Raw genomic sequence first — 25,946 nt, 5'->3', positions numbered from 1 at the left:
CAGTTAACCCAACGCCACCCAGCCACCGCTGCGGCCCGAGGCAAATAACGCTTCAATGGTTTGCAACGTGCCCAGCGCGTCTTCAATCGGCCAACTGGGCACGGCTTCGCCCAACAGCAAACGCGAGAAGCGTTCGACCTGCAAGACGTATTGGTTCACCGGCGCAAAGGTGTGCTGCGCGGTGGCGAAGCTGCCTACGCTGGTGGCATCGCCCACATGGATATGGCATTCAGTGGGGCGTGCGTGCGCACACGGAAAGTCGAACCGCAGCCAACCATTGCCTCCCAGCACCGACAACTGCTGGTGGGTTCCCCAGCCCGACGGGCCGCCTTGCGTGGCCACCGTGAACGCGGCGTGGGCGTCGCCGTAGTCAAGCAGCGCGCTGCTGAGGCGGTCGATGCCAAACACCGGGTCGATCTCCAGCGCCGCCACCACACGTTTGGGCGCACGCTTGAAGACGAGGTTGCAGGCGCTAATGGCGTAGGAGCCCAAGTCGTACAGGGCACCGCCGCCAGCCGCTGGGTTGTTGCGCACGTCGGCGGGGTCGAGAAACTGCTTGGCCAACGTGACGTGGGCCGCGCGCACCGGGCCAATGGTGTCGGCCGCCATCAGCGCATCAAACTCAACCCACTGCGGGTGATTGCGAAACGCAAAGCCTTCTTCGATATGCCGGCCCGTGCGGTCACGCACCTGGCACAACTCGCACACCTGCGCGGTAGTGATGCACAGCGGCTTTTCACACAACACGTGTTTGCCGGCCTCCAACGCGCGCACGGCCCACTCAAAGTGCAATTGGTTGGGCAGCGGAATGTAGACGGCGTCGATGTCGGCATCGGCCAACAAGGCGTCGTAGCTGCCGTAAACGCGGGGCACGTTGGCGGCCTGCGCTGCCGCCGCGCTTTTGGCCGCATCGCGCGAGGCCAGGGCCAGCAAAGTGGCGCTGGGCGCGAGGTTCAGCGCGGGCATGGTGCGTTGCGTGGCAATGGCGGCGGCGCCGAGCACGCCCCAGCGAATGGCTTGGGTCATGTTGTCTCCACACGGCATGATGTACCGTTTGGTTCATCGTACCGCGTCGGGACACTTGCCGCGCCACTCAGGCCAATGCTTCGACACTGCGCACCAGCGGCAAACGTGTCGACACCGCATTCAACGCGATCAGATGAATCGGCTGGCTGACGGTGGTGCAGCAGTCCTGCAGGATGCTGATTTTGTACTTCTCTGCCGCCTTGGAGATGGCGGTGTGGGTCACGCAGTTCTGCGTCATCATGCCGCAGACCAGCAACTCGTTCACGCCCAAGCGCTGCAGCGTGGTCTCCAGCTCGGTGTGATGAAAACTGTCGGCAAACGACTTGACCACCACTGGTGCTTTCGGCGCGGCGGCTTTGATGCGGGGGTGGATTTCAACACCTGCGCTGCCCGCGTTGAAGAAGGGCGAAATACCCGCTTTAGGGTCAGCGATGTGCTGCACCAGCACAACCGGCACGCCTTGCTGCTGCGCACGGGCAATGGCAGCTTCGGTGTTGGCCAGGGTCTCGTCAGCGTTCCAAAGCGGAAACTTGCCGTCGGGGAAGTAGTCGTTTTGGATGTCGATGACGATCAGGGCTTTGGATGTTTTTGTGGTGGTGGTCATGGTGAGCGAGTTTGTGCGTTGAGATGGCTCGATTTTTCTCGTTGCCAGTCCCCGCCACCAGTGGCCAAAAGGACAATCAGCACTAGGATTGGGCCAACCTATAGAAGACTATCAAAAGGATTGCTGCGCATGGCTCCGCCCGTTGTTGCTGTTGTAGCGTTCGATCAGATCAGCCCATTTCATCTCGCCGTGCCCTGTGTGGTGTTTGGCGACGCACATCCCGGTGTGCCCGCATTTGAGTTGGTCGTTTGCGCGGCAGAACAAGGCCCTTTGCGCACTTCTGCCGGGTTCGATATTCAAACCCACCATGGCTTGGCAAAGCTGGCCCAAGCGGACATCGTCATCGTGCCAAGTTGGCGTGACCCGGCCGAGAAACCGGCCGCAGCGCTGCTGGCAGCCTTGGTCGCAGCACATCAACGCGGTGCCTGGGTGGTGGGGCTGTGTGTAGGCGCTTACGTGCTGGCAGAGGCCGGGTTGTTGGCGGGGCGACAAGCCACCACCCATTGGGCCTACGCGGAAGACTTTGCGCGGCGCTACCCCAGCGTGCAGTTGGATCCGGATGTGCTCTATGTGGAGGATGGCAAGCTGCTCACCTCGGCCGGCACTGCAGCGGGCATCGACTGCTGTCTGCATCTGCTGCGCGGGCGTTATGGCAGTGAGGTGGCCAACAAGGTGGCGCGCCGGTTGGTGGTGCCGCCGCATCGGCAAGGCGGGCAACGGCAGTTCATCGAACAGCCCGTGCCCAAGACCAACCGTAACTCCCACCTCTGCTCCCTGCTCGACCAGATCCGCGCGTCACTCGATCAAGCACACAGCCTGGAGGCTTTGGGTGCACAAGCGGCCATGAGCCGGCGCACGTTGACGCGGCAGTTCAAGCAGCTCACCGGCATGCCCTTTGGTGCCTGGCTGCAAACCGAGCGCCTGGCGTTGTAGCAGCAGTTGCTAGAGCGTAGCGATGACGCGATCGAGCGTATTGCGCAGACGGCAGGGTTCGGTTCCACCGCATCTTTTCGTCTGCACTTTCAGCGCGCGTTTGGGGTGTCGCCCAGCGCTTGGCGGCAAACATTTCGCGGCCACTGAGTACGCCTGAACACGGCTGAGCCAGAACGTACGGGCAAAAAAAAAGCCACCCGAAGGTGGCTATTTTTGAAGCATGAACGGTGAGTTCAGTGCTTACTTCTTTTGGCGGAACTTGCGCAGCGCGGCCAGTTGAGCAGCCATCACGGCCAGCTCAGATTGCGCCTTGGACAAGTCCAAATCGCTCTTGGCGTTTTTCACCGCTTCCTCAGCGGCGAGCTTGGCGGCGTTGGCCTTTTCATCGTCCAGGTCTTTGCCGCGGATGGCGGTGTCAGACAGAACGGTGACGCCTGTGGGCTGAACTTCCAGAATGCCACCCGCCACAAAGACGAACTCTTCCTTGCCGTCGGCCAGCTCGATGCGCACCGAACCGGGTTTGATGCGCGTGATCAGCGGCGTGTGACGGGGGTAAATGCCCAGTTCACCAGCTTCACCTGGCAAAGCCACAAACTTGGCTTCGCCCGAGAAGATGGACGCCTCGGCACTGACCACATCAACGTGCATGGTGTGTGTGGTGTCCATGGGGTTTAGACCTTCTTGGCCTTCTCGAAGGCTTCGTCGATGCCGCCAACCATGTAGAAGGCTTGTTCTGGCAGGTGGTCACACTCGCCGGACACAATCATCTTGAAACCACGGATGGTTTCGGCCAAAGGCACGTACTTGCCAGGGCTGCCGGTAAACACTTCAGCCACGTGGAAAGGTTGGCTCAGGAAACGTTGGATCTTCCGAGCGCGGGCCACAGCCAGCTTGTCTTCAGGCGCCAGGTCGTCCATGCCCATGATCGCGATGATGTCGCGCAGTTCACGGTAACGTTGCAGCGTGCCTTGCACGGCGCGGGCGGTTTCGTAGTGGTCTTGGCCCACCACCAGCGGATCCAGCTGGCGGCTGGTGGAGTCGAGTGGATCGACCGCAGGGTAGATACCCAGCGAGGCGATGTCACGGCTCAACACCACGGTGGAGTCCAAGTGAGCGAAGGTCGTCGCAGGCGATGGATCGGTCAAGTCATCCGCTGGCACGTAAACGGCCTGGATCGACGTGATGGAGCCAACCTTGGTCGACGTAATACGCTCTTGCAGACGGCCCATTTCTTCGGCCAGCGTAGGCTGGTAGCCCACGGCGGAAGGCATACGGCCCAGCAGAGCAGACACTTCGGTACCGGCCAGCGTGTAGCGGTAGATGTTGTCCACGAAGAACAGCACGTCCTTGCCTTCGTCGCGGAACGACTCGGCAATGGTCAGGCCGGTCAGCGCGACGCGCAGACGGTTGCCTGGAGGCTCGTTCATCTGGCCGTAAACCATTGCCACCTTCGAGTCTTCGAGGTTCTCGAGGTTCACCACGCCGGAGTCAGCCATTTCGTGATAGAAGTCGTTCCCTTCACGGGTACGCTCACCCACGCCAGCAAACACGGACAAGCCGCTGTGTGCCTTGGCGATGTTGTTGATGAGCTCCATCATGTTCACGGTCTTGCCCACGCCGGCGCCGCCGAACAGGCCAACCTTACCGCCCTTGGCGAACGGGCAAACCAAGTCAATCACCTTGATGCCGGTTTCCAGCAGTTCTTGCGATGGGCTGAGTTCGTCGTAAGCAGGAGCCTTACGGTGAATGGAAGCGGTCAGTTCTTGACCGACAGGGCCGCGTTCGTCGATAGGCGAACCCAGCACGTCCATGATGCGGCCGAGCGTTGCCTTGCCGACTGGCACGGTGATAGGCAAACCGGTGTTGGACACCATCAGGCCACGGCGCAGACCGTCGGAAGAGCCCAGCGCAATGGTACGCACCACGCCGTCGCCCAACTGTTGTTGCACTTCCAGGGTCAGCGAGGAGCCGTCCATCTTGAGTGCGTCGTACACGCGAGGCATGCGGTCACGTGGAAACTCCACGTCCACCACGGCGCCAATACACTGAACAATCTTGCCCTGAACGCCTGCGTTCCCTTGGGTATTTTCTTGAGCCATTATCTTTTGCTCCAATAAATTTGAATCTTGCTGTGCCGATGTGCGAAGTCGCGGGGCTTAGCCGCTGATGGCCGCTGCACCGGAAACGATTTCCGACAACTCTTTGGTGATCGCTGCTTGGCGGGTTTTGTTGTAAACCAGCTTCAATTCACCAATCACGTTGCCGGCGTTGTCCGTTGCGGCCTTCATCGCCACCATACGGGCGGCATGCTCGGAAGCCATGTTTTCAGCAACTGCTTGGTACACCAGCGCTTCCACGTAGCGAACCAGCAAGTCGTCAATCACGGTCTGCGCGTCTGGCTCATAGATGTAGTCCCAGGCGTGTTGCGTACCGCTGGCCTTGGTGTCTGCGTCCATTTGGGCAGCAGACAGGGGCAGCAGTTGCTCGACGACGGGGGTCTGGCTCATCGTGCTGACAAACTTGTTGTAGCAGACGTACACAGCGCTGACTTCACCTGCGGCGAATGCATCAAGCAACACCTTCACCGGGCCAATCAGCTTGTCCAGGTGGGGCTTGTCGCCGAGATGCGTGACGTGCGACACCACTTTGGCGCCGATACGGTTCAGGAAACCGAGCCCTTTGCCGCCGATGGCCACAGCCTGTGCCGACTTGCCAGCCGCTTGGTTGTCGCGCAACTGGGTAGTCAATGCACGCAACAAGTTCGTGTTCAACCCACCGCACAAGCCCTTGTCGGTGGTTACCACGATGTAACCCACGGCTTTGCCGTCGTTGGGTTTCATGTAGGTGTGCACGTACTCAGGGTTCGCTTGGCCAAGGTGACTGGCGATGTTGCGTACCTTTTCGCTGTAAGGACGGGCCGCGCGCATGCGCTCCTGTGCCTTACGCATCTTGGATACGGAAATCATCTCCATCGCCTTGGTGATCTTCTTGGTGTTTTCCACCGATTTGATCTTGGTGCGTAGTTCCTTGCCTGATGCCATCAGTGGCTCCTTGTGATCAGGTAGAAATTAAGCAAAGGTCTTTTTGAACGCGCCCACAGCGGCAGTCAATTCAGCCTCAGCGTCCTTGTCCAAAGCCTTGGTGGTTTCCAGCTTGGACAGCAGCGCAGCGTGCTTGTCCTTCAGGTAACCGTGCAGGCCGTGTTCGAATGCCAAGATCTTCTTGACATCGACGTCGTCCATGAAACCCTTGTTGACGGCAAACAGCGTGGCGCCCATCAAGCTGATGGACAGTGGGCTGTATTGCGCTTGCTTCAACAGTTCGGTCACACGTGCGCCGCGGTCAAGTTGCTTGCGGGTCGATTCGTCGAGGTCAGAAGCGAACTGGGCGAAAGCCGCCAATTCACGGTACTGCGCCAAGTCGGTACGGATACCGCCGGACTGGCCCTTGATGATCTTCGTTTGTGCCGAGCTACCCACGCGAGACACCGAGATACCGGCGTTGATCGCAGGACGGATACCGGCGTTGAACAGGCTGGTTTCCAGGAAGATCTGGCCGTCGGTGATCGAGATCACGTTGGTTGGCACGAATGCGGACACGTCGCCAGCTTGCGTTTCGATGATCGGCAATGCAGTCAACGAACCGGTCTTGCCCTTGACGGCGCCCTTGGTGAAAGCTTCGACGTAGTCGGCGTTCACACGAGCGGCACGCTCCAGCAGACGGCTGTGCAGATAGAACACGTCGCCAGGGTAGGCTTCGCGGCCTGGTGGACGGCGCAGCAGCAACGACACTTGGCGGTAAGCCACAGCTTGCTTGGACAGATCGTCATACACGATCAGGGCGTCTTCGCCGCGGTCGCGGAAGTATTCGCCCATCGTGCAGCCAGAGTAAGCCGACACGTATTGCATAGCAGCGGATTCGGATGCCGAAGCGGCCACCACGATGGTGTATTCCATCGCGCCAGCTTGTTCCAGAGCACGCACTACGTTCTTGATCGACGAGGCCTTTTGGCCAATCGCGACGTAAACGCAGGTCATGTTCTGACCCTTTTGGTTGATGATCGCGTCGATGGCCACAGCGGTCTTGCCGGTCTGACGGTCACCAATGATCAGTTCGCGCTGACCACGGCCCACGGGCACCATGGAGTCAATCGACTTCAGGCCGGTTTGCATCGGTTGATCAACAGACTTACGTGCGATCACGCCAGGCGCAACCTTTTCAATCACGTCGGTCATCTTGGCGTTGATCGGGCCCTTGCCGTCGATCGGCTGACCCAAGGCGTTCACCACGCGGCCAATCAGCTCAGGGCCGACCGGCACTTCCAGAATGCGGCCCGTGCACTTCACGGTGTCGCCTTCGGAGATGTGTTCGTACTCGCCCAAAATCACGGCGCCGACGGAGTCGCGCTCGAGATTCAATGCCAGGCCAAACGTTGGCGTGCCATCGGCGGTGGATGGGAATTCAAGCATTTCGCCTTGCATCACGTCGGACAAACCGTGGATGCGCACGATACCGTCGGTCACGGAGACCACGGTACCTTGGTTGCGAATGTCGGCGCTGGCTGCCAAGCCCTCAATACGGCTCTTGATCAGCTCAGAAATTTCTGCGGGATTGAGTTGCATGACTCTTTCCTTCTCTTTCTTTGGTTAGCAAACAACCAGAGCCATGGGCTCAGGCTGAAGACACAGGCCCAACCTTAAGCGGTCAATGCCAATTTCATTTGTTCCAAGCGGGCTTTGATCGAGGTATCAAGTACCTCGTCACCCACCACAACGCGAATGCCACCGATCAGCTCTGGCTGTACTTCAATGACAAAATTCAGCTTGCGGCCAAAACGCTTTTCGAGCATTGAGGACACATCGGCCAGCGCAGAAGCGTCCATCGGGAACGCACTGAATACGGTGGCATCAGACAACCCGCCCTGTGCGTTTTTCAGCACACGGAACTGGTTGGCGATCTCAGGCAGCGCTTCCAGGCGACCGTTTTCGAGCACGGTGCGCAAGAAGTTTTTAGCTGCGTCGGGGAGCGCCGATTTGGCTACTCCCGCGATCACATCAAACACCTGATCAACACCAACATTGGGGTTGCCAGCAAACTGCTGAAGTTGTGCATTGGCCGCGATCGCAGCCAGCTCATCGAGCCATGCCGCAGCACCGGCGACATCGTTGGCCGACGCCTTGAACAAGGCATCAGCATACGGACGGGCAATGGTTGCTATTTCAGCCATGGTCGTGTTCTTACAGCCTAGAGTTCGGTTTTGAGACGGTTCAGCAAATCGGCGTGGACACCAGCGTTGACTTCCTTGCGGAGAATCTGCTCGGCACCCTTCACGGCCAACGTTGCCACCTGCTCACGCAGTGCTTCACGGGCCTTGACAACCTGCTGCGCGGCTTCTGCTTGCGCAGCAGCAACGATCTTGGCAGCCTCTTCGCTTGCGCGGGTTTTAGCTTCTTCAATGATGGCTTGGGCACGGCGCTCAGCATCAGCCAGACGGGCAGCGGTTTCGTTGCGCGAGCTGGACAGCTCGGCTTCTACGCGCTTGTTGGCCACGGCCAACTCAGTCTTAGCTTTGTCTGCGGCCGCCAGGCCATCAGAGATCTTCTGTGCCCGCTCGTCGAGTGCTTTGGTGATGGGTGGCCACACGAATTTCATCGTGAACCAAACCAAAATCGCAAAAACGACGGCTTGCAGGAACAGGGTCGAATTAATGTTCACGGCTTATTTCCTTTCGGTCGTGAAAGGTCGCCAGAAATTAGATTGCGAAAGGCTTGGCAAAAGCGAACAGCAGAGCGATAGCCACGCCGATCAGGAAGGCCGCGTCGATCAGACCAGCCAAGATGAACATCTTGGTTTGCAGTTCGTTCATCAACTCAGGTTGACGAGCCGACGATTCCAGGAACTTGCCGCCCATCAAAGCGATGCCGATAGATGCGCCCATTGCGCCCAGACCGACGATCAAACCACAAGCCAGAGCGACGAGACCGAGAATGTTTTCCATGATTGCTCCTAGAGATTACAGGTAAAGAAAAAAGAAAAAAGAGAAACGAAACTTAGTGAGACTCGTGAGCCTGCCCCACGTAGATCAATGTCAACATCATGAAGATGAAGGCTTGCAAGGTGATCACCAGAATGTGGAAGATACTCCACACGGATCCAGCGATAACGTGCCCGACACCCAGCCAGAAACCACCTTCAAGGGGGTTGAACTGCCAGGCCCACACGCCGCCCATCAGGGCGATCAGCATGAACACCAGTTCGCCGGCAAACATGTTGCCGAAGAGTCGCATGCCGTGGGAAATTGTTTTGGCCAGGTATTCGATCACTTGCATCAGGAAGTTGATCGGATACAGGAACCAGTGGTCACCAAACGGTGCAGCCACCATCTCATGCGCCCAGCCGCCAACGCCCTTGATCTTGACGTTGTAAACCAAGCAAACAAACAAAACGCTGACCGACAAACCAAGAGTCGTCGACAAGTCGGCGGTAGGCACCACACGCATATAAGCGTGATGAGGGTCGTTACCGGCTGCGCCGTAGGCCAGTTGCCACAGATTTGGCAACAAGTCCACGGGCAACATGTCCATGGCGTTCATTGCAAAAATCCAGAAGAACACGGTGAGCGCCAGCGGCGACACCAGCTTGCGGCTGGTGGCGTTATGGATCACGCCCTTGGCCTGGTTCTCCACCATTTCAGCCATGATTTCAACAGCAGCCTGGAAGCGGCCAGGAACGCCAGAGGTGGCCTTGCGCGCAGCGCGCCAGAGCAAGAAGCAACCCACCACACCCAAAATCACGGAATAGATCAGCGAGTCCAGGTTAAAGAGGCTGAAATCCACAATGCTGGTTTGCTTGACAGATCCGAACGAGAAGTCTCGTTGCAAATGCTGCAAGTGGTGAACAATGTAGTCGCCTGCGTTTGGACCTGCCGTACCAACGTGTTCAGTCGCCATATCTACCAGTACCTTATTTACTTAACCGAATGCTGGCGGCGCGAGTGCACCACCAACATCACCCAATAAACTTTCATGGTCAACACAAAGCCGAGCAGCAATATCAGCCAGCTCAAGCCCTGAACCATCCGCGGTGCCGCAAACAAAATGGCCACCGTCAAGATGATCTTGACCAACTCCCAAACAAAAAACCCCAACATGGCAGCACCGGGAAAGAGGCGCATCATCCGACTGGAGAGCCCACGAGCGTAAACGGCTCCAGGAATCACCACCGCCAGCGCTCCGTATCCTGCCGACAAGGCCATAGAGGCCTGCCCGGACACCAGGCCTGCAGCCAAAGCCACCAGCCCTCCCACTACCAGTTGCCATCGCCAAACCCACCAAAGTGACAGCGGCGGATTCTTCACCCTCCACTGCCGCGCTTCTTCGGCGGTTAGGGGCTTGAAATCGTTTTCTTCAGCGCTATCTTCAGCTTGGTAGGCCATTGTGTCCCCGTCAAATTACAACCGGGCTACACCCTCGACAATTCAGCAAAGCTCTTGATTATACGTAGAAACCCAGAGCATCCATAATGCTCTGGCGCAAGCGTGTCCCGCACGCGCTGGCCGCACTTTACCTGCTGGAAACAATTCCGGTCTCTATATCGGGCTTTTCATGACACCTTGGCTTAAGTTGTTTCACATAGTTGCAGCCATTGTTTGGCTCGGCGGCATGTCCTTTCTGGTCTACATGCTGCGCCCCGCTGCAGGGCGGTTGCTGGCGCCGCCAGAGCGACTGCCCCTCATGGCCGCTGTCTTAAATAAATTTTTCCCCATCGTCTGGGCGTGCATCGCCGCGCTACTGCTGACGGGCTTTGTCACATTGGCCCAGGTCGGCATGGCCGCCGCGCCCCCTGGCTGGCACGCGATGGCCGCTCTGGGCGTAATGATGACGCTGATTTTTGCGCATTTGTTTTTTGGCCCTTATCAAAAGCTGCGTCGAGCCGTCGCGGGTAGCGACTGGGCTGCAGGCGGTCGGCAGTTGGCCCGCATGCACCCGTGGGTGCTGGCGAATCTGGGCCTGGGCTGGGCCGCTGTGCTGGCCGTTTTGCTGTTGCGCGCGTAGGCCATGCGCACGCAATGCAAGCCCTTGCGGCTGAGTTTCGTTTGGGCGTTTTGCGCGGTTTTCCTGTCTTTGACAGGTTGTGCGCCGCAACCGCCTCAATCCGGTGCGGCCCAGTCCAGCGGCAGCGCCACAGCCCACTTCCAAGACGGCAAGTTCCACAACAACTACGTCGACACCCTTCCCGGCCCGCTGTCTGACTTGCTGCGTTGGCAATGGAACGCCTGGCGCAACAACCTGCCACCGCCACCGAGCACGCCGATTCCGGTCGTCGCGCCCGACCTGCCCGCCATCAGCGCCAACGCCACAGCCGGCAGCGCCATGCGGCCCGCAATCACCTGGATTGGCCACGCCAGCATGCTGGTGCAGGCCAACGGCCTGAATGTGTTGACCGACCCAATCTTTAGCGAACGCGCCTCACCCGTGCAGTGGATCGGCCCCAAGCGGAACCAAGCACCAGGCATTGCCCTGGCCGACTTACCGCCCATCGACGTTGTGGTGATCTCGCACAACCACTACGACCACCTGGATGTGGCCAGCGTGCAGGCGCTGAACACCTGTTCCGCTGGCAAAACGCTTTTCCTCGTTCCATTGGGCTTGAAAGCCTGGTTTGCCGACGAAGGCATTCAGAACGTGGTGGAGCTGGACTGGTGGCAGTCGCACGCCGTGGCGGGCGTTGATTTCATGCTCACGCCGGTGCAGCACTGGTCGGCACGCGGCGTCAACGACCGGCACAAAACCCTGTGGGGCGGCTGGGCCGTGATGGGGCCAGCATTCAACTGGTATTTTGGTGGCGACTCGGGTTACAGCGCGGACTTCAAAGACACCGCCACCCGGCTCGCACCCCGCCTGGCCACGCGAGGCGGGTTTGACCTGGCGCTGATTCCCGTGGGCGCCTACGAACCCGAGTGGTTTATGCAGCCCCAACACATGAACCCGACCCAAGCCCTGCAAGTGCAGCGCGATCTGGGCGCCAAGCAAAGTGTCGGCGTGCACTGGGGCACCTTCAATTTGACCGACGAGCCACTCGACCAGCCTCCACGCGACTTGGCCAAGGCCCGCGCAGCGCAAGGCGTCGCCGATGACAAGTTCTTCTTGCTCGCCATCGGTGAAACGCGCTTCGTGAAACCGCAGCCGTGAAACCCAAAAACAAAACAACCGTCCGATAATTGCCGCATGACTTCTTCCTCTCAGCCCACCGTTCTGCCCGACTTTCCCTGCTACCTCAACGGCGCCTATACCCCGCTGTGCGACGCCAAGATCAGCGTCATGGACCGTGGTTTCATTTTTGGTGACGGCATCTACGAAGTGGTGCCGGTCTACGCCGGTGGCCGCCTGTTCCGTTTCGACCAGCACATGGCGCGCCTGGAGCGCAGCTTGGCCGAACTACGCATTGTCAACCCGCACACCCGCGAAGAGTGGACGAAGATCATCCGCAACGTGCTCAAGGCGCACACCCAACACGTGGGTGCCGACCCGACTACACACCTGCAGTCGGTCTACATCCAGATCAGCCGTGGCGTGGCCCTACGCGACCACCCCATGCCCGCTGGCCTCACGCCCACGGTGTTTGTGATGGCCACCACCGTCAAGCCCGCCAGCGCTGAGCAGCGCGCCGCGGGCGTGGCCGCTGTCACGGCGGACGACTTCCGCTGGGAAAAGGCGCACATCAAGGCCACCAGCCTGCTGGGCGCGGTGATTGCGCGGCAAATCAGCTTTGACGTGGGCGCGGCCGAGACCATCATGTTCCGCAACGGCTTCTTGAGCGAAGCCTCGCACAGCAACGTGTGGCTGGTGAAAGACGGCGCCGTCATCGGTGTGCCCAAAGACAACCTGGTGCTGGAAGGCATTCGCTTCGGTTTGATTGAAGAGCTTTGCAAGGCCCACGGCATTCCGTTCAGCCTGCGCCGCATCGCTAGCGAAGAGCTGCGCTCGGCCGATGAGATCCTGCTCTCCAGCGCAGGTAAAGAAGTGATTGCCGTCACCACACTGGACGGCCTCGCCGTTGGAAACGGCCAACCCGGCCCTATCTACCAAAGCTTGTACGCGGCTTACCAAGATGCGATTGAGCGCACGCCGACAGCCTAACCAGGAGCCTGCCATGTCTACACCCGATACCCCAAAGAGCCCTGCTGACGCTCCGCTCGATCCACGCAAAGAATCGCTGATCGAATACCCGTCGCTGTTCCCCATCAAGGTGATGGGCGCTCATGTGGATGGTTTTGTGAACGCCATCACCACCATCGCCAAACAGTTCGACCCCACGTACGACGCCAGCACGGTGGAGCTGCGCGAAAGCAAGGGCGGCAACTACCTGGGCGTGACGGTCACCGTCACCGCCACATCGCGCGAGCAGCTTGACGAGCTGTACCGCACCCTCAGCACCCACCCCATGGTAAAGATGGTGCTGTGACGGCTGCCACGATGGCGGCCACCGCGCCGCTTCAAGTGCGGGTCTTGGGCCGGGTGGACTACCTGCCCACCTACCAAGCGATGCAAGATTTCACAGCCCAGCGCTCGTCTGATGAGCCTGACCAGCTATGGATTTGCGAGCACGCACCGGTTTTCACCCAAGGCCTCGCCGGTAAACAAGAGCACTTGCTGCTGCCCGGCGACATCCCCGTCGTCTCCACCAACCGCGGCGGCCAGGTCACGTACCACGGCCCAGGCCAGGTGGTGGCCTACCCGCTGATCGACCTGAAGCGCGCCGGCTACTTCGTCAAAGAATACGTTTACCGCATCGAAGAAGCGGTGATCCGCACCTTGGCGCACTTGGGCGTGACCGGCCACCGTGTGGGCGGCGCACCCGGCATTTACGTGCGGCTGGACGACCCGTTTGCCCATCAGCGCCTGGCACCCGCCCTGCCCGGTGTGGACCCGTTTATCGGCCTGGGCAAGATCGCCGCGCTGGGCATCAAGGTCAGTCGCCACTGCACCTACCACGGCCTGGCCTTGAACGTCGCCATGGACCTGGAACCCTACTCCCGCATCAACCCTTGCGGTTATGCAGGACTGAAGACCGTAGACCTTTCTACAATCGGCATTCAAACCACTTGGGACGAAGTCGCGAACCTGCTGGCCCACAAGCTGGCGACCCAGCTCGCGCCGTGAAAGAACATGAGCACTGTAGAAGTCGTGCGCGACGCGCAATCCGTTGAAAATTACAACCCCCTGGCCAAACAAAAGGCCGGGGCCAAACTGGCGCGCATTCCCGTCAAAGTGGTTCAAGCCGAAGTGCTGAAGAAGCCCGACTGGATCCGCGTCAAAGCCGGTAGCCCCACCACGCGTTTCTACGAGATCAAGCAGATCCTGCGCGAGAGCAACCTGCACACCGTGTGTGAAGAAGCCAGTTGCCCCAACATCGGCGAATGTTTTGGCAAGGGCACGGCCACGTTCATGATCATGGGCGACAAGTGCACCCGCCGCTGCCCTTTCTGCGATGTGGGCCACGGCCGCCCAGACCCGTTGGACGCCGACGAGCCGCTGAACCTGGCCAAGACCATTGCCAAGCTCAAGCTCAAGTACGTGGTGATCACCAGCGTGGACCGTGACGACTTGCGCGACGGTGGCAGCGGCCACTTTGTGTCGTGCATCCAGAACATCCGCGAACTGTCGCCACAAACGCAAATCGAAATTTTGGTGCCCGACTTCCGTGGCCGCGACGACCGCGCCCTCGAAATCTTGAAGGCCGCCCCGCCAGACGTGATGAACCACAACCTGGAAACCGCGCCGCGCCTCTACAAAGAAGCCCGCCCCGGCAGCGACTACCAGTTCAGCTTGAACCTGCTGAAGAAGTTCAAAGCCCTGCACCCCAACGTGCCCACCAAGAGCGGCATCATGGTCGGCCTGGGCGAAACCGACGAAGAGATTCTGCAAGTGATGCGCGACATGCGCGAACACAACATCGACATGCTGACCATCGGCCAGTACCTGTCGCCAAGCAACAGCCACCTACCGGTGCGCCGCTATGTGCACCCCGACACCTTCAAGATGTTTGAAGAAGAAGCCTACAAAATGGGCTTCAGCCACGCCGCTGTGGGCGCCATGGTGCGCTCCAGCTACCACGCTGATCAACAAGCCCACGCGGCTGGGGTCTGATCACCAGTCGACCAACGTCGGCTAAAAATAAAAGAGCGGCTACCGCAGGTTGATTCTGCGGTAGCCGCTATTTTTTCTTGAGGCGCTGAAACTTCTTGCGTCTTAGTTGCTCAAGCCCAGTCTTGGCAACAGCTCGCCTTGCAAAGCCAACATCCGCGTCTGCGCGCTGCGCTTCTGCATCAACTGCTCTGCCGTGCGCTGGTGCACGATAAAGCGCGTTCCGACAATCTGCGCCAATTGCAATAGGGTTCGACGCCCCGCGTCGTACTGCAAGGTGCTGGTCTGCACCAAGGTGTCGTAACGGGCCTGCTGCAAACGCAACTGGCTCAACGCACGGTCGCTCAGTTGCACGCGTTCGGGCAACGACACCCGCTCGGCATCCACCGTCAACTGAATCCGATCGACTTCGTCCAAAGCCGCTTGGGCTCGGCTGATCGCCTCTTGGCGACGCGATGAAATCTCGCCCCCCAAGGGCAAGTCCCAGCGCGCCGTCACCTGCCAACCGCTTTTTTGCTGCTGTGTGGTTTGCGGGCGCGATTGGTCGTAGAGTTGATGCTGGTATTGAAAATCGATCTTCGGCGCCCAGGAAGACCAAGCACCCGGCACACGCGCCTTGGCTGCCTCGGCCCGACGCCGCGCTGCGGCCACAATTCCGGGACCGTCCGAAGCTCCATCAAGCTGCGCGACGGCGCCTGGCGCGAGTGGTGCGGGCAAAAGAACGGTCAACGCCTCATCTGCGACCTCCACCAGCGGGCGCAACTCACCCCCCACCAAGGCACGCAAGCGCGACATGGCGCTTGTCCCGGCTACACGCAACTGATCTTGGTCAATTTCGGCATCGGCCATGTTCGCGCTAATCTCAACAAAATCGGCTTCTGAAAGCTTGCCCGATTCGTGCTGCAACCGGGCTTTATCCACCAACTCTTGCAAGGCCCGAATACGCATGTCAGAAAAGCGCGAAAGCTCCTGATAACGTAACGCCTCGATGTACGTTTGCGCAATGCGCTCAGCCCCTTCTTCGCGTGCACGCCGCAAGTCTTCCCGAGCGGCGGCAAGCTCCCGTTCAGAAGCGTCATATTCGGCCTTGTCGGCCCCGCCGTTGAGCAGGTTCCAGTTCAAGGTTGCAGCCGACTGGTCGGTCTTTTGTTTGTAGGGCACAAAAAACTGCGACACCGTAGCCTCACCGTGGTTGCCTTCAACGCTCAACACGGGGCCATACAAGCGAGATCGCGCGGTTTTGAAACGCTGTTCCGCTGCATCCGCCAGTGCCTGTGACGACCGCACTTGTGGGTCTTTGGGCAGCACACGGCTGAGGAGATCAGAAAGACTCTCGGGCGTACTGCTTTCATAACCGCCCACGGTTTTAGCGTCCAGCTTGGCTGTACCAGCAGGTAGTGTCTGCGCAGCCACTGCACTGCCATACAGCCCCAACAGGGCTGCAGACAGTAGCGTCAAGCCGACGCGCGCACGTGGCCAGTATTTGTTTGCGTTCATTCCTTTGGGCGCCATCTCAACGCTCCTGCAACGCGCTTTGCACGCCACGCAACACCGGTTTGAGCAAGTACTGCATCACGCTGCGCTCACCCGTCAGAATGCTGACCTCCACCGGCATACCTGAGCTTACCGGCAGCGGTTTCCCATGCAGCTTCAACTGGCCACGCTCGGCCATCAGTTGCACTTCAAAATATGCATTGCCCTTTTCATCCACGACGGCATCAGCCCCCACGCGCGTCACTTTGGCCGTCATCTGCCCGAAAGTCGAAGCGTCATAAGGCAAGACACGGACTCTTGCCTCTTGGTCCGGATGGAGAAAGCCAATATCGCTGGGTTTCACACGCACGGTCATCAGCAATGGTGTCTCATTCGGCACAATTTCCAAGATGGCCTTGCCCGGCTGTGCAACACCACCTTTGGTATTGACCAAGACCCGGTTCACCACACCATCGACCGGCGAGAACAGTTCGCGACGCGCCAGTTTGTCGCCCTGCCCTTGCAAAGTTTGCGACAGGCTCGCAGCCTTGGTTTCAAACTCTGAACGCTGTGCACCCCATTGGGCACGCGCCCGCGAAGCGCCCTGCGCTTCTGTTGCCTTTGACTCTGCCAGTGCCGCCTGCAGACGTGGCAATGACTCCTGCAAACCTGTCAATTCGGACCGTTGTGCCAACAGCTTCTGTTGGGCGGTCAGATAGTCTGCACGCGCCCCGGCACCTTGCTTGAAGAGCCGTTCTTCAATCGCAAAACTCTCCTCTCCAAGTTTGATTTCCGATTGCAGCGACTGGATCCGGGAGCGCGCTTCTTGCAGTTGGCCACTGCGCTGCCGCGTGACTTCGGCTGCGGCTGCAACACTGGCTTGAAAGTCGCGCAGCGAGTCGCGCCATAGCTGGGTTTCCTTGTCGATCAATGCGGGTGCTTCACGTTGCCAAGCGGGGTCAAACTTTGGCGCACCGCCTGAGAGCAATGCATCAGTACGGGCTCGCCCCACCAGAGCTGCTAGGTTCTGCTGCCGGCTCTCACCCACGCTAGACGCGTATTGCGCTGTGTCGAGCTTCAGCAGCAATTCGCCTTTATGCACCTTCTGGCCGACAGTCACTTGCAACTCTTCAACGATGCCGCCTTCAAGACTTTGGATTTCCTGGATACGGCTTGGCGCTTCCACAGCGCCAGGCGCCTGCACGGCTACATCAAGCTGCGCGACAGTGGCCCACACCAAGGCAACGACCACGAACAGCGCGCTCACCATCACCATCCACAACACAGTACGGCGCGGGCCATGGTCTGGGTCGTGGTGAGCCAATGTGCGAATGTTTTCTGGAGTACTCATGCGCGCACCGCCAATCCGGTCATAGAAGCGTTCGCGGCTGGTGTTTTATCGCTCTCGACCGGGCGCGCGGCAAGTGCCTTAAGGACTTCATCACGTGGCCCCTGGGCGACGATGCGCCCTCGGTCCATCACAACCAAGCGATCCACCAGCGCCAGCATGGCCATCCGGTGGGTGACCAAAACGATTGACGTGTTGGTGAGCCCTCGTAACTGGCCGATCAGTCGCTGTTCAGTTGCTGGGTCGACCATTGAGCTAGGCTCGTCCAGCAGCAACAACCGCGGTTTGATCAACAGCGCTCGCGCAATCGCGACCAATTGGCGTTGCCCACCGGACAAGCGCTCACCACGCTCCCCCACCTGTGTGGCCACGCCTTGCGGCAACTGGGCAACGACGTCGTCCAAACACGCCGTGCGGATGGCATCAATGAGCGCCGAACCATCGGGCTGCACACGACCCAGCTCAAGGTTCTCGCGTACGCTGCCATGGAATAACGTGACGTCTTGTGGCACATAACCAATTTGCCTACGCAACGACAGCGGATCCAACTGGGTATTGACAAAACCATCCACAAATACTGAGCCTGCACTTGGAGCATATTGGTTCAAGATCAACTTGAGCAGGGTGCTTTTTCCAGAGCCCAATTTGCCGATAATGCCGACCCGCTCTCCAGGCCGAATCTGCAGATTCAAGCCTTCGATGATGGGTGGTTGCTGGGGATAAGCAAAACTCAAATCACGAAATTCAACTTTGCCGGTGAGCGCCGGGGCCTGCAATGTGGACTCGCTCTCGTCCGTCGGCGCCGACATAATTTTGCTCAGTGCGGCATAGCTCAGCTTGGTTTGTTCCCAGCGCAGAACAAGACCTGAAATTTGCGATACCGGAGCCAATGCTCGGCTGGTCAACATACTGACCGCAATGATCTGCCCCACCGTCAGCGCGTTCTCGCTGATCATGTAGGCCCCGATGGCGACCACCGCCACGGAAGAGAGCCCCATCAACGCGGTATTCACATAGTTCATACGCGCAGTGATTTCGCGCGTCTTCAGGCTGTTGCTGGCGATGACCTGCGTCAAAGCCTCCCACTTGCGACGGCTCCAAGCCTCCGCACCCAGAGCTTTGACGGTGTCGAGCCCATTCATAGTTTCAAAAAGATGCGCCGTTCGTTGCGAGCTTTCCTGCATGGACTCGTTCACACAGCGTGCGAGTGGTTTACGCGCCAGAAAGGCAACGCCTAGCAACAGGGGAACAAAAGCCAAAGAAACCAGAGCCAGCCAGGGAGCGATCAGGAAGATGACGATCAGATACAAGGCCATGAATGGCAAATCACCCAAAAGTGTCAAAGTGCTGGTCGCAAAAAATTCACGGATGGATTCAAAGTCGCGCACGGTATTGGCCAAGACGCCCCCAGAGGCAGGCCGCCCTACTGCACGCATGCGCAAACACTGCGCAAAAATCTTCGCCGACAAAGCAACATCTATACGCCGTGCCGCTATCTCCAACAGGTTGCTACGCAACAGACGCATGACGAGGTCAAAGCCTGTCAGCAACACCACGGCGGAAGTCAGCACACCGAGGCTGTTTAAGGCATTGTGAGGAATGACGCGGTCATACACCGCCATGCTGTAGAACGGAATCAAGGCACCAAAGACATTCAGCACAACGGTTCCGAGCAACGCCCAGAAAAAAACCCATCGGTTCCGCTCGAATGTGTCCCAGAACCAGCGCCCCACTTGGGGCAATGTATAGAGCAAGCTACGTTGGTCAAAATGCAGTTGCGGCCGCACCGCCACCCAGCGCGCTTGCGGCACCTCCAGCGCCAGTTGTGCGCCAGTCATCCAACTGGTGCCGACAATACCAGGCACATGACATTCAAACTCGCCCTCTCGCATGGAGAGCACGACCATGCACCGTCCTCCTTTGCCGAGCATCAAAGCGGGCAACTCGGTGAGACGCCTGTCCTGCGCAGGGTCCAAGGACGTCGCCGTCAACTGAGCATGGCGCAACAAAGAGGACAACGCATCCAGACTGATGGTCTCGCCCTGGCTGCTGGACAGAGAAGCCACACCATCGCGTAAAGGCTCCATATGTACCGCAACACCAAAAAATCGTGCGAGAAAGACGATGCCATCATGGAGGGAACGTTCGGGGTCTGGGCCTTCGCCGGTCTCGATTGGCGCCGCCCCCAGTGGAGGTGCAGAGGCATCGTTTTGCGTCATGTCTTGCATGTGTGAAACTTCACTGTGTGCGGACTCGACCACCACGCGCAAACATGATTTGACGTCTGGATTTCCGCAAAAATAAAGAAACATCGAGCGCAACAGGCTAGTGCTATGTGCGCTCGATGTCAAAGAGATGCAGGCTTTGGTAACTCCAAATCCTGCTCAGTTGCTCACCCCACATCAACGTTGATGTGGGCGAGCATTTTTTGATCCAACAAAGATCAAGCGGCAGCCATCTCCGCAGAAGCATGTGCGGCCACCATCTTGCGCAACACTTCGGCCATGGCGGTGTTGTCGGGCGAGAAGCACTGGGCCAAGACATCGGTGGTGGCCGGAGCCGCCGCACCCAGGACGTGGTCCAGCGCGGCATCGTCGCCCAGCACATCGGCCAGCGTCGGTGTGGTGGAGCCCACACCGGCAAAGAACACGTCTTCGCTCAACAGCGAGCTGCCGTCCGTGCGTGTGGCAGTGGACTGGATGTGCAGCTTGCCTTCGGCGTCGAACGTCATCGACAGCTCGGTGCCAATGGCGTCAATGCCGTGTTGGGCTAGCGTTTGGATTTCGCCGTCCTGCACCACGGCATCGCCGTTGTCGATCCACAGTTCAATGCCGCTCAGTTCCTTGCCCGACAGCTTGCCGTCGCCATTGGTGTCAAAAGTTTCCAGCTTGTAGTAGCCGTTGCCAAAAGCGCCCGCGTGGTCACCGAACAGCCGCAGGCCGCTCATGTCATGCGCGGCGTTGCCATCGCGGTTGTCGATCAGAATGCCGTCGCCCGAACCATTGAACCACTCCATGGTTTCTTTGTGGCCGTCGCCGTTCATGTCGAACTGCACAGTGTGGCCCAGCTTGGCGTTTGCGTCCTTTTGGTACGACGACGTGGCACCGGTCACGCCGATATGGCCGTCACCGTTCAAGTCCAGGGCCACCGGTGTCCAGATGGCGACCGACGAGCGCAGCGACACCACGGTGCCGTTGTAGCAGGCATCGTTGGCGACCGTGCCGGTATCGACATAGGCAAAGTTCAACGGATAGTCGGTGAAGGTCTTGGTGCCGAAGATCTGCAGCTTGCCCGCGTTGATATCGGCCACGCTCACGTCATAGGCCTGGCCGGCGCTGAAGTCCAGCTTGATACCGTTGTAAGCCAACCAGGCGCTGTCGCCGTTCACCGAGATGCCGTAGACACGAATCGCCTTCAGCGTATCGACATCATTGGCGACCCCGACGTTGTAGGTGCCGAACTGCTGCAGTTGGTCGTTGGCATCGTTGAAGGTACCGAATTCGCTCAACGAATAGCTGTGCACCCAAGTATTGACGCCATTGATCACTTGATCCGGACGGTTGCCGCCGTTATTGTCCCAGTGGTAACGATAGTACTCACCCATGATGGTCGACACCGGCATGTCCGACACAGCCTTGATACCGACGTCGACCGTTTGCGTCGAGCGATTACCTGCAGCGTCTTCCACGGTGTAGACGAGCTTGTCGTTGCCGTAGTAGTTGGTCATGGTCTTGTAGGTGACCTGGCCATCGGCTGTAAACGAAATAGCCCCCGCCTTGCTCTTGAAGGTGGCATCGAGTGTGGCGTTTTCATGCGCCACGCCTACCAACTTCAAGCCCGACGCATCGTTGGTGAGCACATTGAAGCTCACCGAGCGGTCTTCACACACCTGCACTTTGTCCGCAACGGTGGTGCGCACCAAGCCGGCATCCACCGTCAGGTTCTGTTCACCTGTCGCCAAGGTGTAGACCCCGGTGCGGCCAGTCAGGATGTTCGCATCGCTATCGAGTGCATCTGACGATCCGGCATCAGCTTTGGTGAAGCTGTAGCCCGTGGGTTTCACAAACCCAACCGAGTACTGACCGGCCACCAAGTTCGTGAAAAGGTACTGCCCCATGGCGTCGGTTATCTGTGTGGCAATGACTTTACCAGCAGCGTCATACAAATTCACAGTCACGCCTGCGGCAACCAAATCACTGCCGGAATCCTGAATTCCGTTGGAGTTGAGGTCATACCAAACCTGGTTACCCAGCGATGCGGTCGCAACAGGTGGCTGCACCACCAAGCCCGCATCCACCGTCAGATTGTGTTCACCAGCGGTCAACGTGTACAGACCTGTGCGCCCGGTGGAGACGTTTGCGTCACTGTCCGCTCCATCTGCACCGACGTCCTGCGTGGTGAGGTTATAGCCCGTCGGCTTGGTGAACTCCACCGCGTACTGACCCGCAGCCAAGTTGTTGAACAAGTAGTTGCCGCTGGCATCGGTCGTTTGCGTGGCGATCACAGCACCAGCGGCATTGAGCAGCTTGACGGTGATGTTGCCTACGCCGACTTCGCCTGCATCTTGTTGGCCGTTGCCATTGGTGTCGAGCCACACGCGGTCACCCAAGCTGGCGGTATTGACTGGTGGAGTATTCACCAAGCCAGCGTCAACGGTGGTGATCTTGTCACCGGAGTTGACGGTGTAGCAGCCGGTGATGCCAGCGCTATTGGCATCGGAGTCCAGGGCATCGTCCCCCACGTTGACGGTGGTGAACTGCGTACCTTCGGGCGCGTAGAACTTGACGTGGTAGGTGCCAGGCACCAGATTGCCGAACAGGTAGTTGCCGTTGGTATCGGTCGTGGTGGTAGCCACCAAGGCATTGGTCACACAGTTGTACAACTCAACCTTCACATTGGGTCGGCCGGTTTCACCGTTGTCTTGCACGCCATCACCATCGGTGTCGTTCCACACCCGATCGCCAATGCTGGCGGTTTTGTAGAAACCGGAGTCCACCGTCTGATTGTATTCACCGGCTTTGAGCACGACGACATCGGACAAAGTACCGTCACTATTGGTGCCGGAGGTGCTGGAGCCATCAACCTGACGCGGGCTGATGCCATCAAAACCGGTGGGCGAGGTAAAGCGCACCTGGTATTGCAGACCAGGCATCAGGCCGGTGAAGCGGTAGTTACCGTTGGCATCTGTGGTCGTGGCCGCGAGAACTTCATTCGCACTGATCACGCCGTCGCCATTGACATCGCGCACCAGTTCCACTGTAGCACCGGCAATGCCTTGTTCGCCATTGTCTTGCAAACCATCGGCATCCGCATCGAGCCACACACGATCCCCCAATGCAGCGGCTTTGACTTCCACCAACAGGGGTTGGCCGTGGCTGCCGTTGGCGCCCACGGGGTCGACAATCATGGCAATCGACTCACCGAGATCCGGGCGATAGCCGTCATGCGCCAAGGCTTGCGACACCAAGCTGTTGACGTCTGCGTCGATCGTGGGGCCGTCGGTCTGGGTGTACGAAAGTTCGCTGTGATAGTCCTGGCCCATCAGCGTCCAGATGGCGGCTTGGACTTCACCCCAGGTGTATTGGGGATTGCTACCGTCGTAGTAATTCAGCAACCAGTTGACGCTGTCCAGATGGTCTACATAACCAGCGATGCTGGGCAGAATGCTGCTGATCGAGGGGGGCTCGTAAGCCGAGTAGACATAGCCGGTATAGGCACCGGTGACATCCAAGTTGATCGATTTATCTAAACACCAGGCGTCCAGAACGGTGCCGGGAGGAAAAATACTGCTGTTGGTGACGGTCAGATCCAGCAGGCTGTGTTCTAACAGGTCACCAGGATAGGAAACTGTGAAGTTGAAAGATGCGGTAGTCATGCGGTTTTCCTAGAAGATGGGAAGATGAGATGGAGCCGTGTCTCTTGAGCTGTTGCGAGACACCGCCACAGCAGAACGCCTCTTCCGATGCAACGCGTCACGCGCAGACCAGAAGAGGCGCCATTCACAGACAGGCGACAAACAAGAAGAAATTACTTCTTGAAGAATCGCGCCACCACAATGGCACCCACCAAGCCCAGGCCCAACAGAGGCAACGAACTTGGCTCAGGCACCGTGCATGCGTTACCCGTGGTGCCACCGCAAGGTGCGGCAATGGCCATACCCATCGAGCCCAAAAGTACCAGTGCACCGAAAGACAGTTTTTTGAAAGTTTGCATACATTGATCCTTAGTTAGTTAGCAATCTGGATGATGCCACGCACTATATGTATACATGCATGCAATATGTCTCAAATTGAGAACTGAGATTTCATGATCGATTCAGAAGTCCGAAGAATGCAAACCAAGACTCTCACTCCCACTCCGGCAGGCAACGCGTCTGACCGCTCAAGCGGCTTGAGCTGAAGTCGTGCGGAAAAAGCGCGGCAATCGATACAAATATTCGAGCAAAGACACAAACTTGCCGATCCAGCAACAATTGCGGTTTACAGCGCGTCACGCCAATTTGCGGTTTCGAAAGATTTCGGACGTCTTTTGCCTCATACCTAGACTCGGTGCCTAGGCCTCAAGCATCGAGAAGATGCTTTAAACAACCACACTAGATTCAGCGATCTGACAGACAGCGCTCAGGGTTTGACGAGCGACAAGACCAGCGAAGGGTCGTCTGCAGCCAAAACTTCTTCCGACCAAGCGGCCAGACGAATAGCATCAGCACGCAGCACCTCTTGCTTCACAGCAAGGATTTGTGTCGGATGCATAGAGAAGCTGCGCAGGCCTAAGCCCAGCAGCAAGCGGGTCATGGCGACATCGCCGGCCATTTCGCCACACACGCTCACGCCCTTTCCTTGGGCTCGGCATTCGGCGATGGTGCTGGCCAGGAGCATCAGCACCGCCGGATGCAAGGGGTCGTAGAGATGGGCCACCGATTCGTCTGCGCGGTCGATGGCCAGCGTGTACTGGATCAAGTCGTTGGTGCCGATCGACAGGAAGTCGAAGTAGCGCAAAAACATCTTGACGGTGAGCGCGGCCGCCGGAATTTCGATCATGGCGCCCAGCTTCAACTCGCCGTACGGAATGCCACGGTTGTCGAGTTCGACCCGCGCGAAGTCCAGCAACGACAAGGTTTGGCGAATTTCGCTGCCGTGCGCCAGCATAGGGATCAGCAGGTTCACCGGACCATGCGCAGCGGCCCGCAAAATGGCGCGCAGTTGGGTGCGAAACATGGCCGGATCGGCCAGGCTCCAGCGGATGGCGCGCAGGCCGAGCGCGGGGTTCAGGTGCGCGTCTTCCTTGACCGCTTTTTCCAGCGGCTTGTCGGCTCCGACATCGACCGTGCGGATGGTCACCGGCAAGCCCTTCATGCCTTCTACAGCACGACGATAGGCTTTGTATTGCTCTTCTTCGTCGGGCAGTGTCTTGCGGCCCATGAACAAGAACTCGCTACGAAACAGGCCCACCCCCACCGCGCCGGCCTTGACCGCTTCGTCGGCATCTTCCGGCAGCTCGATGTTGGCAAGCAACTCGACCTGCTGGCCATCCAGGGTAGTGGCAGGCGTGTGGAGCAAACGCGTAAGGCGCTGGCGTTCCAGTTGCACCTGGCGTTGTTTGAAACCGTACTCCGCCAGAATGATGGCGGACGGGTCGACGATCACCACACCGGCGTCGCCATCGATGATGACCCAGTCGTCCTGCCGCACCAGTTGACTGGCGTTACGCGCGCCCACCACGGCCGGAATGTCCAGGCTGCGCGCCACGATGGCCGTGTGTGAAGTCTTGCCACCCACATCGGTCACAAAGCCAGCAAACACGCTTTGCTTGAACTGCAGCATGTCCGCGGGCGACAAATCGTGCGCGATCAGCACCAGTGGCACGTCCACTGTGTCGTCCAAGAGCAGATCCTGCTGTCGTTGCGCCTCGCGGGGTTTGGGTGGTGGCGCTACCGGCGAAGCCACGCCCTTCATGTAGCGCAAGATGCGCTCGACCACCTGTTCGAGATCGGCCTTGCGTTCGCGGAGGTACTCATCCTCCATCTCGTCAAACTGGCGGGCGATGATTTCTAGCTGCGTGGTCAATGCCCACTCGGCGTTGTACAGCCGGTCGGTGATCCAGTGTTTGACGCCGATGGTCAGGGTCTCGTCTTCCAGCAGCATCAGGTGCACATCGAGCAGTGCCGTCAACTCGTGCGGCGCGTCCTTCGGCATGTCTTGCTGCAAGCGCTGGATTTCGTCGACCACAGCGTTGCGGCCCATGCGCACACGGTCAATCTCGGCCGCGACCTGGTCGGCCTCGATGAAATAGTGGGCCACATCCACCCGGCTGGACGCCACCAGCACCGCGCGCCCGATGGCAATGCCACGGGCGACGGGCAAGCCGTGCACCGAAAACGTCATGCCGAAAGCTCCCGAATAAGCACCTTAACGGG

23 protein-coding genes and 1 pseudogene are annotated in these 25,946 nt (G+C 58.9%); 7 read left to right on the top strand and 17 right to left on the bottom strand.

The genetic code is table 11. The features are described 5' to 3' along the window. Positions 1 to 3: 3 nt before the first annotated feature. Complete coding sequence (locus ACPWMG_RS02420) at positions 4 to 1,026, bottom strand: Gfo/Idh/MocA family protein (RefSeq protein ID WP_483303074.1); 1,023 nt, start codon at positions 1,024 to 1,026, stop codon at positions 4 to 6. Between the two features lie 67 nt (positions 1,027 to 1,093). After that, on the bottom strand, positions 1,094 to 1,630 hold the full coding sequence (locus ACPWMG_RS02415; RefSeq protein WP_483303073.1) for a cysteine hydrolase family protein: 537 nt from the start codon (positions 1,628 to 1,630) through the stop codon (positions 1,094 to 1,096). 129 nt (positions 1,631 to 1,759) lie between these two features. On the opposite strand from ACPWMG_RS02415, the pseudogene ACPWMG_RS02410 reads away from it, so the two are divergent. Then, a pseudogene (locus tag ACPWMG_RS02410) lies at positions 1,760 to 2,710 on the top strand (helix-turn-helix domain-containing protein). Between the two features lie 93 nt (positions 2,711 to 2,803). On the opposite strand, the gene ACPWMG_RS02405 reads toward ACPWMG_RS02410, so the two are convergent. The 9 genes from ACPWMG_RS02405 to ACPWMG_RS02365 form a co-directional block, all read right to left on the bottom strand. Further along, positions 2,804 to 3,229, bottom strand: a complete 426-nt coding sequence (locus ACPWMG_RS02405; RefSeq protein ID WP_483303072.1) for a F0F1 ATP synthase subunit epsilon — start codon at positions 3,227 to 3,229, stop codon at positions 2,804 to 2,806. Positions 3,230 to 3,234: 5 nt separating this feature from the next. Continuing rightward, complete coding sequence (atpD, locus tag ACPWMG_RS02400; protein ID WP_483303071.1) at positions 3,235 to 4,662, bottom strand: F0F1 ATP synthase subunit beta; 1,428 nt, start codon at positions 4,660 to 4,662, stop codon at positions 3,235 to 3,237. A gap of 57 nt (positions 4,663 to 4,719) precedes the next feature. Then, positions 4,720 to 5,604 carry a F0F1 ATP synthase subunit gamma gene (gene atpG / locus ACPWMG_RS02395; protein WP_483303070.1) on the bottom strand — a complete coding sequence of 295 codons (885 nt, stop codon included), beginning with the start codon at positions 5,602 to 5,604 and terminating at the stop codon, positions 4,720 to 4,722. Positions 5,605 to 5,631: 27 nt separating this feature from the next. Beyond that, positions 5,632 to 7,185 carry a F0F1 ATP synthase subunit alpha gene (gene atpA, locus ACPWMG_RS02390; protein ID WP_483303069.1) on the bottom strand — a complete coding sequence of 518 codons (1,554 nt, stop codon included), beginning with the start codon at positions 7,183 to 7,185 and terminating at the stop codon, positions 5,632 to 5,634. A 74-nt stretch (positions 7,186 to 7,259) separates the two neighbouring features. Continuing rightward, a complete protein-coding gene (locus ACPWMG_RS02385; protein ID WP_483303068.1) occupies positions 7,260 to 7,790 on the bottom strand; it encodes a F0F1 ATP synthase subunit delta in 531 nt (176 codons plus the stop codon). Positions 7,791 to 7,807: 17 nt separating this feature from the next. After that, the gene (locus tag ACPWMG_RS02380) at positions 7,808 to 8,278 is read right to left on the bottom strand and encodes a F0F1 ATP synthase subunit B (RefSeq protein ID WP_483303067.1); all 471 of its coding nucleotides are present in this window, start codon (positions 8,276 to 8,278) and stop codon (positions 7,808 to 7,810) included. 37 nt (positions 8,279 to 8,315) lie between these two features. After that, complete coding sequence (gene atpE / locus ACPWMG_RS02375) at positions 8,316 to 8,561, bottom strand: F0F1 ATP synthase subunit C (RefSeq protein WP_076196444.1); 246 nt, start codon at positions 8,559 to 8,561, stop codon at positions 8,316 to 8,318. Positions 8,562 to 8,613: 52 nt separating this feature from the next. Further along, the gene (gene atpB, locus ACPWMG_RS02370; protein ID WP_483303066.1) at positions 8,614 to 9,513 is read right to left on the bottom strand and encodes a F0F1 ATP synthase subunit A; all 900 of its coding nucleotides are present in this window, start codon (positions 9,511 to 9,513) and stop codon (positions 8,614 to 8,616) included. 17 nt (positions 9,514 to 9,530) lie between these two features. Next, positions 9,531 to 9,998 carry an ATP synthase subunit I gene (locus ACPWMG_RS02365; protein WP_483303065.1) on the bottom strand — a complete coding sequence of 156 codons (468 nt, stop codon included), beginning with the start codon at positions 9,996 to 9,998 and terminating at the stop codon, positions 9,531 to 9,533. A gap of 226 nt (positions 9,999 to 10,224) precedes the next feature. Between ACPWMG_RS02365 and ACPWMG_RS02360 the strand changes: the two genes are divergently transcribed. From ACPWMG_RS02360 to lipA, 6 genes are read left to right on the top strand one after another with little or no spacing between them, the layout of a single operon-like run. Next, on the top strand, positions 10,225 to 10,617 hold the full coding sequence (locus tag ACPWMG_RS02360) for a CopD family protein (RefSeq protein ID WP_483303064.1): 393 nt from the start codon (positions 10,225 to 10,227) through the stop codon (positions 10,615 to 10,617). Between the two features lie 3 nt (positions 10,618 to 10,620). Continuing rightward, complete coding sequence (locus tag ACPWMG_RS02355) at positions 10,621 to 11,754, top strand: MBL fold metallo-hydrolase (RefSeq protein ID WP_483303063.1); 1,134 nt, start codon at positions 10,621 to 10,623, stop codon at positions 11,752 to 11,754. Between the two features lie 36 nt (positions 11,755 to 11,790). Then, the gene (locus tag ACPWMG_RS02350; protein ID WP_483303062.1) at positions 11,791 to 12,702 is read left to right on the top strand and encodes an aminotransferase class IV; all 912 of its coding nucleotides are present in this window, start codon (positions 11,791 to 11,793) and stop codon (positions 12,700 to 12,702) included. A 13-nt stretch (positions 12,703 to 12,715) separates the two neighbouring features. Then, positions 12,716 to 13,027 carry a YbeD family protein gene (locus ACPWMG_RS02345; RefSeq protein ID WP_483303061.1) on the top strand — a complete coding sequence of 104 codons (312 nt, stop codon included), beginning with the start codon at positions 12,716 to 12,718 and terminating at the stop codon, positions 13,025 to 13,027. 11 nt (positions 13,028 to 13,038) lie between these two features. Continuing rightward, positions 13,039 to 13,725: a lipoyl(octanoyl) transferase LipB gene (gene lipB / locus ACPWMG_RS02340; RefSeq protein ID WP_483305162.1), complete on the top strand. Its 687-nt coding sequence runs from the start codon at positions 13,039 to 13,041 to the stop codon at positions 13,723 to 13,725. A gap of 6 nt (positions 13,726 to 13,731) precedes the next feature. Then, positions 13,732 to 14,712 (top strand): lipoyl synthase, encoded by a 981-nt coding sequence (gene lipA, locus ACPWMG_RS02335; RefSeq protein ID WP_483303060.1) that lies wholly within the window; start codon positions 13,732 to 13,734, stop codon positions 14,710 to 14,712. Positions 14,713 to 14,814: 102 nt separating this feature from the next. Here lipA and ACPWMG_RS02330 read toward each other — a convergent pair whose 3' ends face one another. From ACPWMG_RS02330 to ptsP, 6 genes are all read right to left on the bottom strand, one after another. Then, positions 14,815 to 16,206 (bottom strand): TolC family protein, encoded by a 1,392-nt coding sequence (locus ACPWMG_RS02330; protein ID WP_483303059.1) that lies wholly within the window; start codon positions 16,204 to 16,206, stop codon positions 14,815 to 14,817. A gap of 16 nt (positions 16,207 to 16,222) precedes the next feature. Beyond that, the gene (locus ACPWMG_RS02325; RefSeq protein ID WP_483303058.1) at positions 16,223 to 17,533 is read right to left on the bottom strand and encodes an HlyD family type I secretion periplasmic adaptor subunit; all 1,311 of its coding nucleotides are present in this window, start codon (positions 17,531 to 17,533) and stop codon (positions 16,223 to 16,225) included. Further along, positions 17,530 to 19,758 (bottom strand): type I secretion system permease/ATPase, encoded by a 2,229-nt coding sequence (locus tag ACPWMG_RS02320; RefSeq protein ID WP_483303057.1) that lies wholly within the window; start codon positions 19,756 to 19,758, stop codon positions 17,530 to 17,532. Before ACPWMG_RS02320 ends, ACPWMG_RS02325 begins: the two co-directional genes overlap by 4 nt. 215 nt (positions 19,759 to 19,973) lie before the next feature. After that, complete coding sequence (locus ACPWMG_RS02315; RefSeq protein WP_483303056.1) at positions 19,974 to 23,405, bottom strand: SdrD B-like domain-containing protein; 3,432 nt, start codon at positions 23,403 to 23,405, stop codon at positions 19,974 to 19,976. Positions 23,406 to 23,557: 152 nt separating this feature from the next. Further along, positions 23,558 to 23,743 (bottom strand): PEP-CTERM sorting domain-containing protein, encoded by a 186-nt coding sequence (locus ACPWMG_RS02310; RefSeq protein WP_483303055.1) that lies wholly within the window; start codon positions 23,741 to 23,743, stop codon positions 23,558 to 23,560. A gap of 407 nt (positions 23,744 to 24,150) precedes the next feature. Further along, entirely contained in the window at positions 24,151 to 25,914 is a 1,764-nt protein-coding gene (gene ptsP / locus ACPWMG_RS02305; RefSeq protein WP_483303054.1) for a phosphoenolpyruvate--protein phosphotransferase, read from the bottom strand. Positions 25,915 to 25,946: the final 32 nt, after the last annotated feature.

It is taken from the genome of Hydrophilobacter chitinilyticus (assembly GCF_049860745.1).
GTDB lineage: Bacteria > Pseudomonadota > Gammaproteobacteria > Burkholderiales > Burkholderiaceae_C > Rhodoferax_B.
Note: the sequence above shows the minus strand (reverse complement) of the source record. Positions and strands in the feature narration are given on the sequence as shown.

Bases quoted from the DNA above. Each gene is read 5' to 3' on its own strand.
- ACPWMG_RS02420 (WP_483303074.1), bottom strand. From the start codon at position 1,026: ATGACCCAAGCCATTCGCTGGGGCGTGCTCGGCGCCGCCGCCATTGCC.
- ACPWMG_RS02415 (WP_483303073.1), bottom strand. From the start codon at position 1,630: ATGACCACCACCACAAAAACATCCAAAGCCCTGATCGTCATCGACATC.
- ACPWMG_RS02405 (WP_483303072.1), bottom strand. From the start codon at position 3,229: ATGGACACCACACACACCATGCACGTTGATGTGGTCAGTGCCGAGGCG.
- atpD (WP_483303071.1), bottom strand. From the start codon at position 4,662: ATGGCTCAAGAAAATACCCAAGGGAACGCAGGCGTTCAGGGCAAGATT.
- atpG (WP_483303070.1), bottom strand. From the start codon at position 5,604: ATGGCATCAGGCAAGGAACTACGCACCAAGATCAAATCGGTGGAAAAC.
- atpA (WP_483303069.1), bottom strand. From the start codon at position 7,185: ATGCAACTCAATCCCGCAGAAATTTCTGAGCTGATCAAGAGCCGTATT.
- ACPWMG_RS02385 (WP_483303068.1), bottom strand. From the start codon at position 7,790: ATGGCTGAAATAGCAACCATTGCCCGTCCGTATGCTGATGCCTTGTTC.
- atpE (WP_076196444.1), bottom strand. From the start codon at position 8,561: ATGGAAAACATTCTCGGTCTCGTCGCTCTGGCTTGTGGTTTGATCGTC.
- atpB (WP_483303066.1), bottom strand. From the start codon at position 9,513: ATGGCGACTGAACACGTTGGTACGGCAGGTCCAAACGCAGGCGACTAC.
- ACPWMG_RS02365 (WP_483303065.1), bottom strand. From the start codon at position 9,998: ATGGCCTACCAAGCTGAAGATAGCGCTGAAGAAAACGATTTCAAGCCC.
- ACPWMG_RS02360 (WP_483303064.1), top strand. From the start codon at position 10,225: ATGTCCTTTCTGGTCTACATGCTGCGCCCCGCTGCAGGGCGGTTGCTG.
- ACPWMG_RS02355 (WP_483303063.1), top strand. From the start codon at position 10,621: ATGCGCACGCAATGCAAGCCCTTGCGGCTGAGTTTCGTTTGGGCGTTT.
- ACPWMG_RS02350 (WP_483303062.1), top strand. From the start codon at position 11,791: ATGACTTCTTCCTCTCAGCCCACCGTTCTGCCCGACTTTCCCTGCTAC.
- ACPWMG_RS02345 (WP_483303061.1), top strand. From the start codon at position 12,716: ATGTCTACACCCGATACCCCAAAGAGCCCTGCTGACGCTCCGCTCGAT.
- lipB (WP_483305162.1), top strand. From the start codon at position 13,039: ATGGCGGCCACCGCGCCGCTTCAAGTGCGGGTCTTGGGCCGGGTGGAC.
- lipA (WP_483303060.1), top strand. From the start codon at position 13,732: ATGAGCACTGTAGAAGTCGTGCGCGACGCGCAATCCGTTGAAAATTAC.
- ACPWMG_RS02330 (WP_483303059.1), bottom strand. From the start codon at position 16,206: ATGAACGCAAACAAATACTGGCCACGTGCGCGCGTCGGCTTGACGCTA.
- ACPWMG_RS02325 (WP_483303058.1), bottom strand. From the start codon at position 17,533: ATGAGTACTCCAGAAAACATTCGCACATTGGCTCACCACGACCCAGAC.
- ACPWMG_RS02320 (WP_483303057.1), bottom strand. From the start codon at position 19,758: ATGCAAGACATGACGCAAAACGATGCCTCTGCACCTCCACTGGGGGCG.
- ACPWMG_RS02315 (WP_483303056.1), bottom strand. From the start codon at position 23,405: ATGACTACCGCATCTTTCAACTTCACAGTTTCCTATCCTGGTGACCTG.
- ACPWMG_RS02310 (WP_483303055.1), bottom strand. From the start codon at position 23,743: ATGCAAACTTTCAAAAAACTGTCTTTCGGTGCACTGGTACTTTTGGGC.
- ptsP (WP_483303054.1), bottom strand. From the start codon at position 25,914: ATGACGTTTTCGGTGCACGGCTTGCCCGTCGCCCGTGGCATTGCCATC.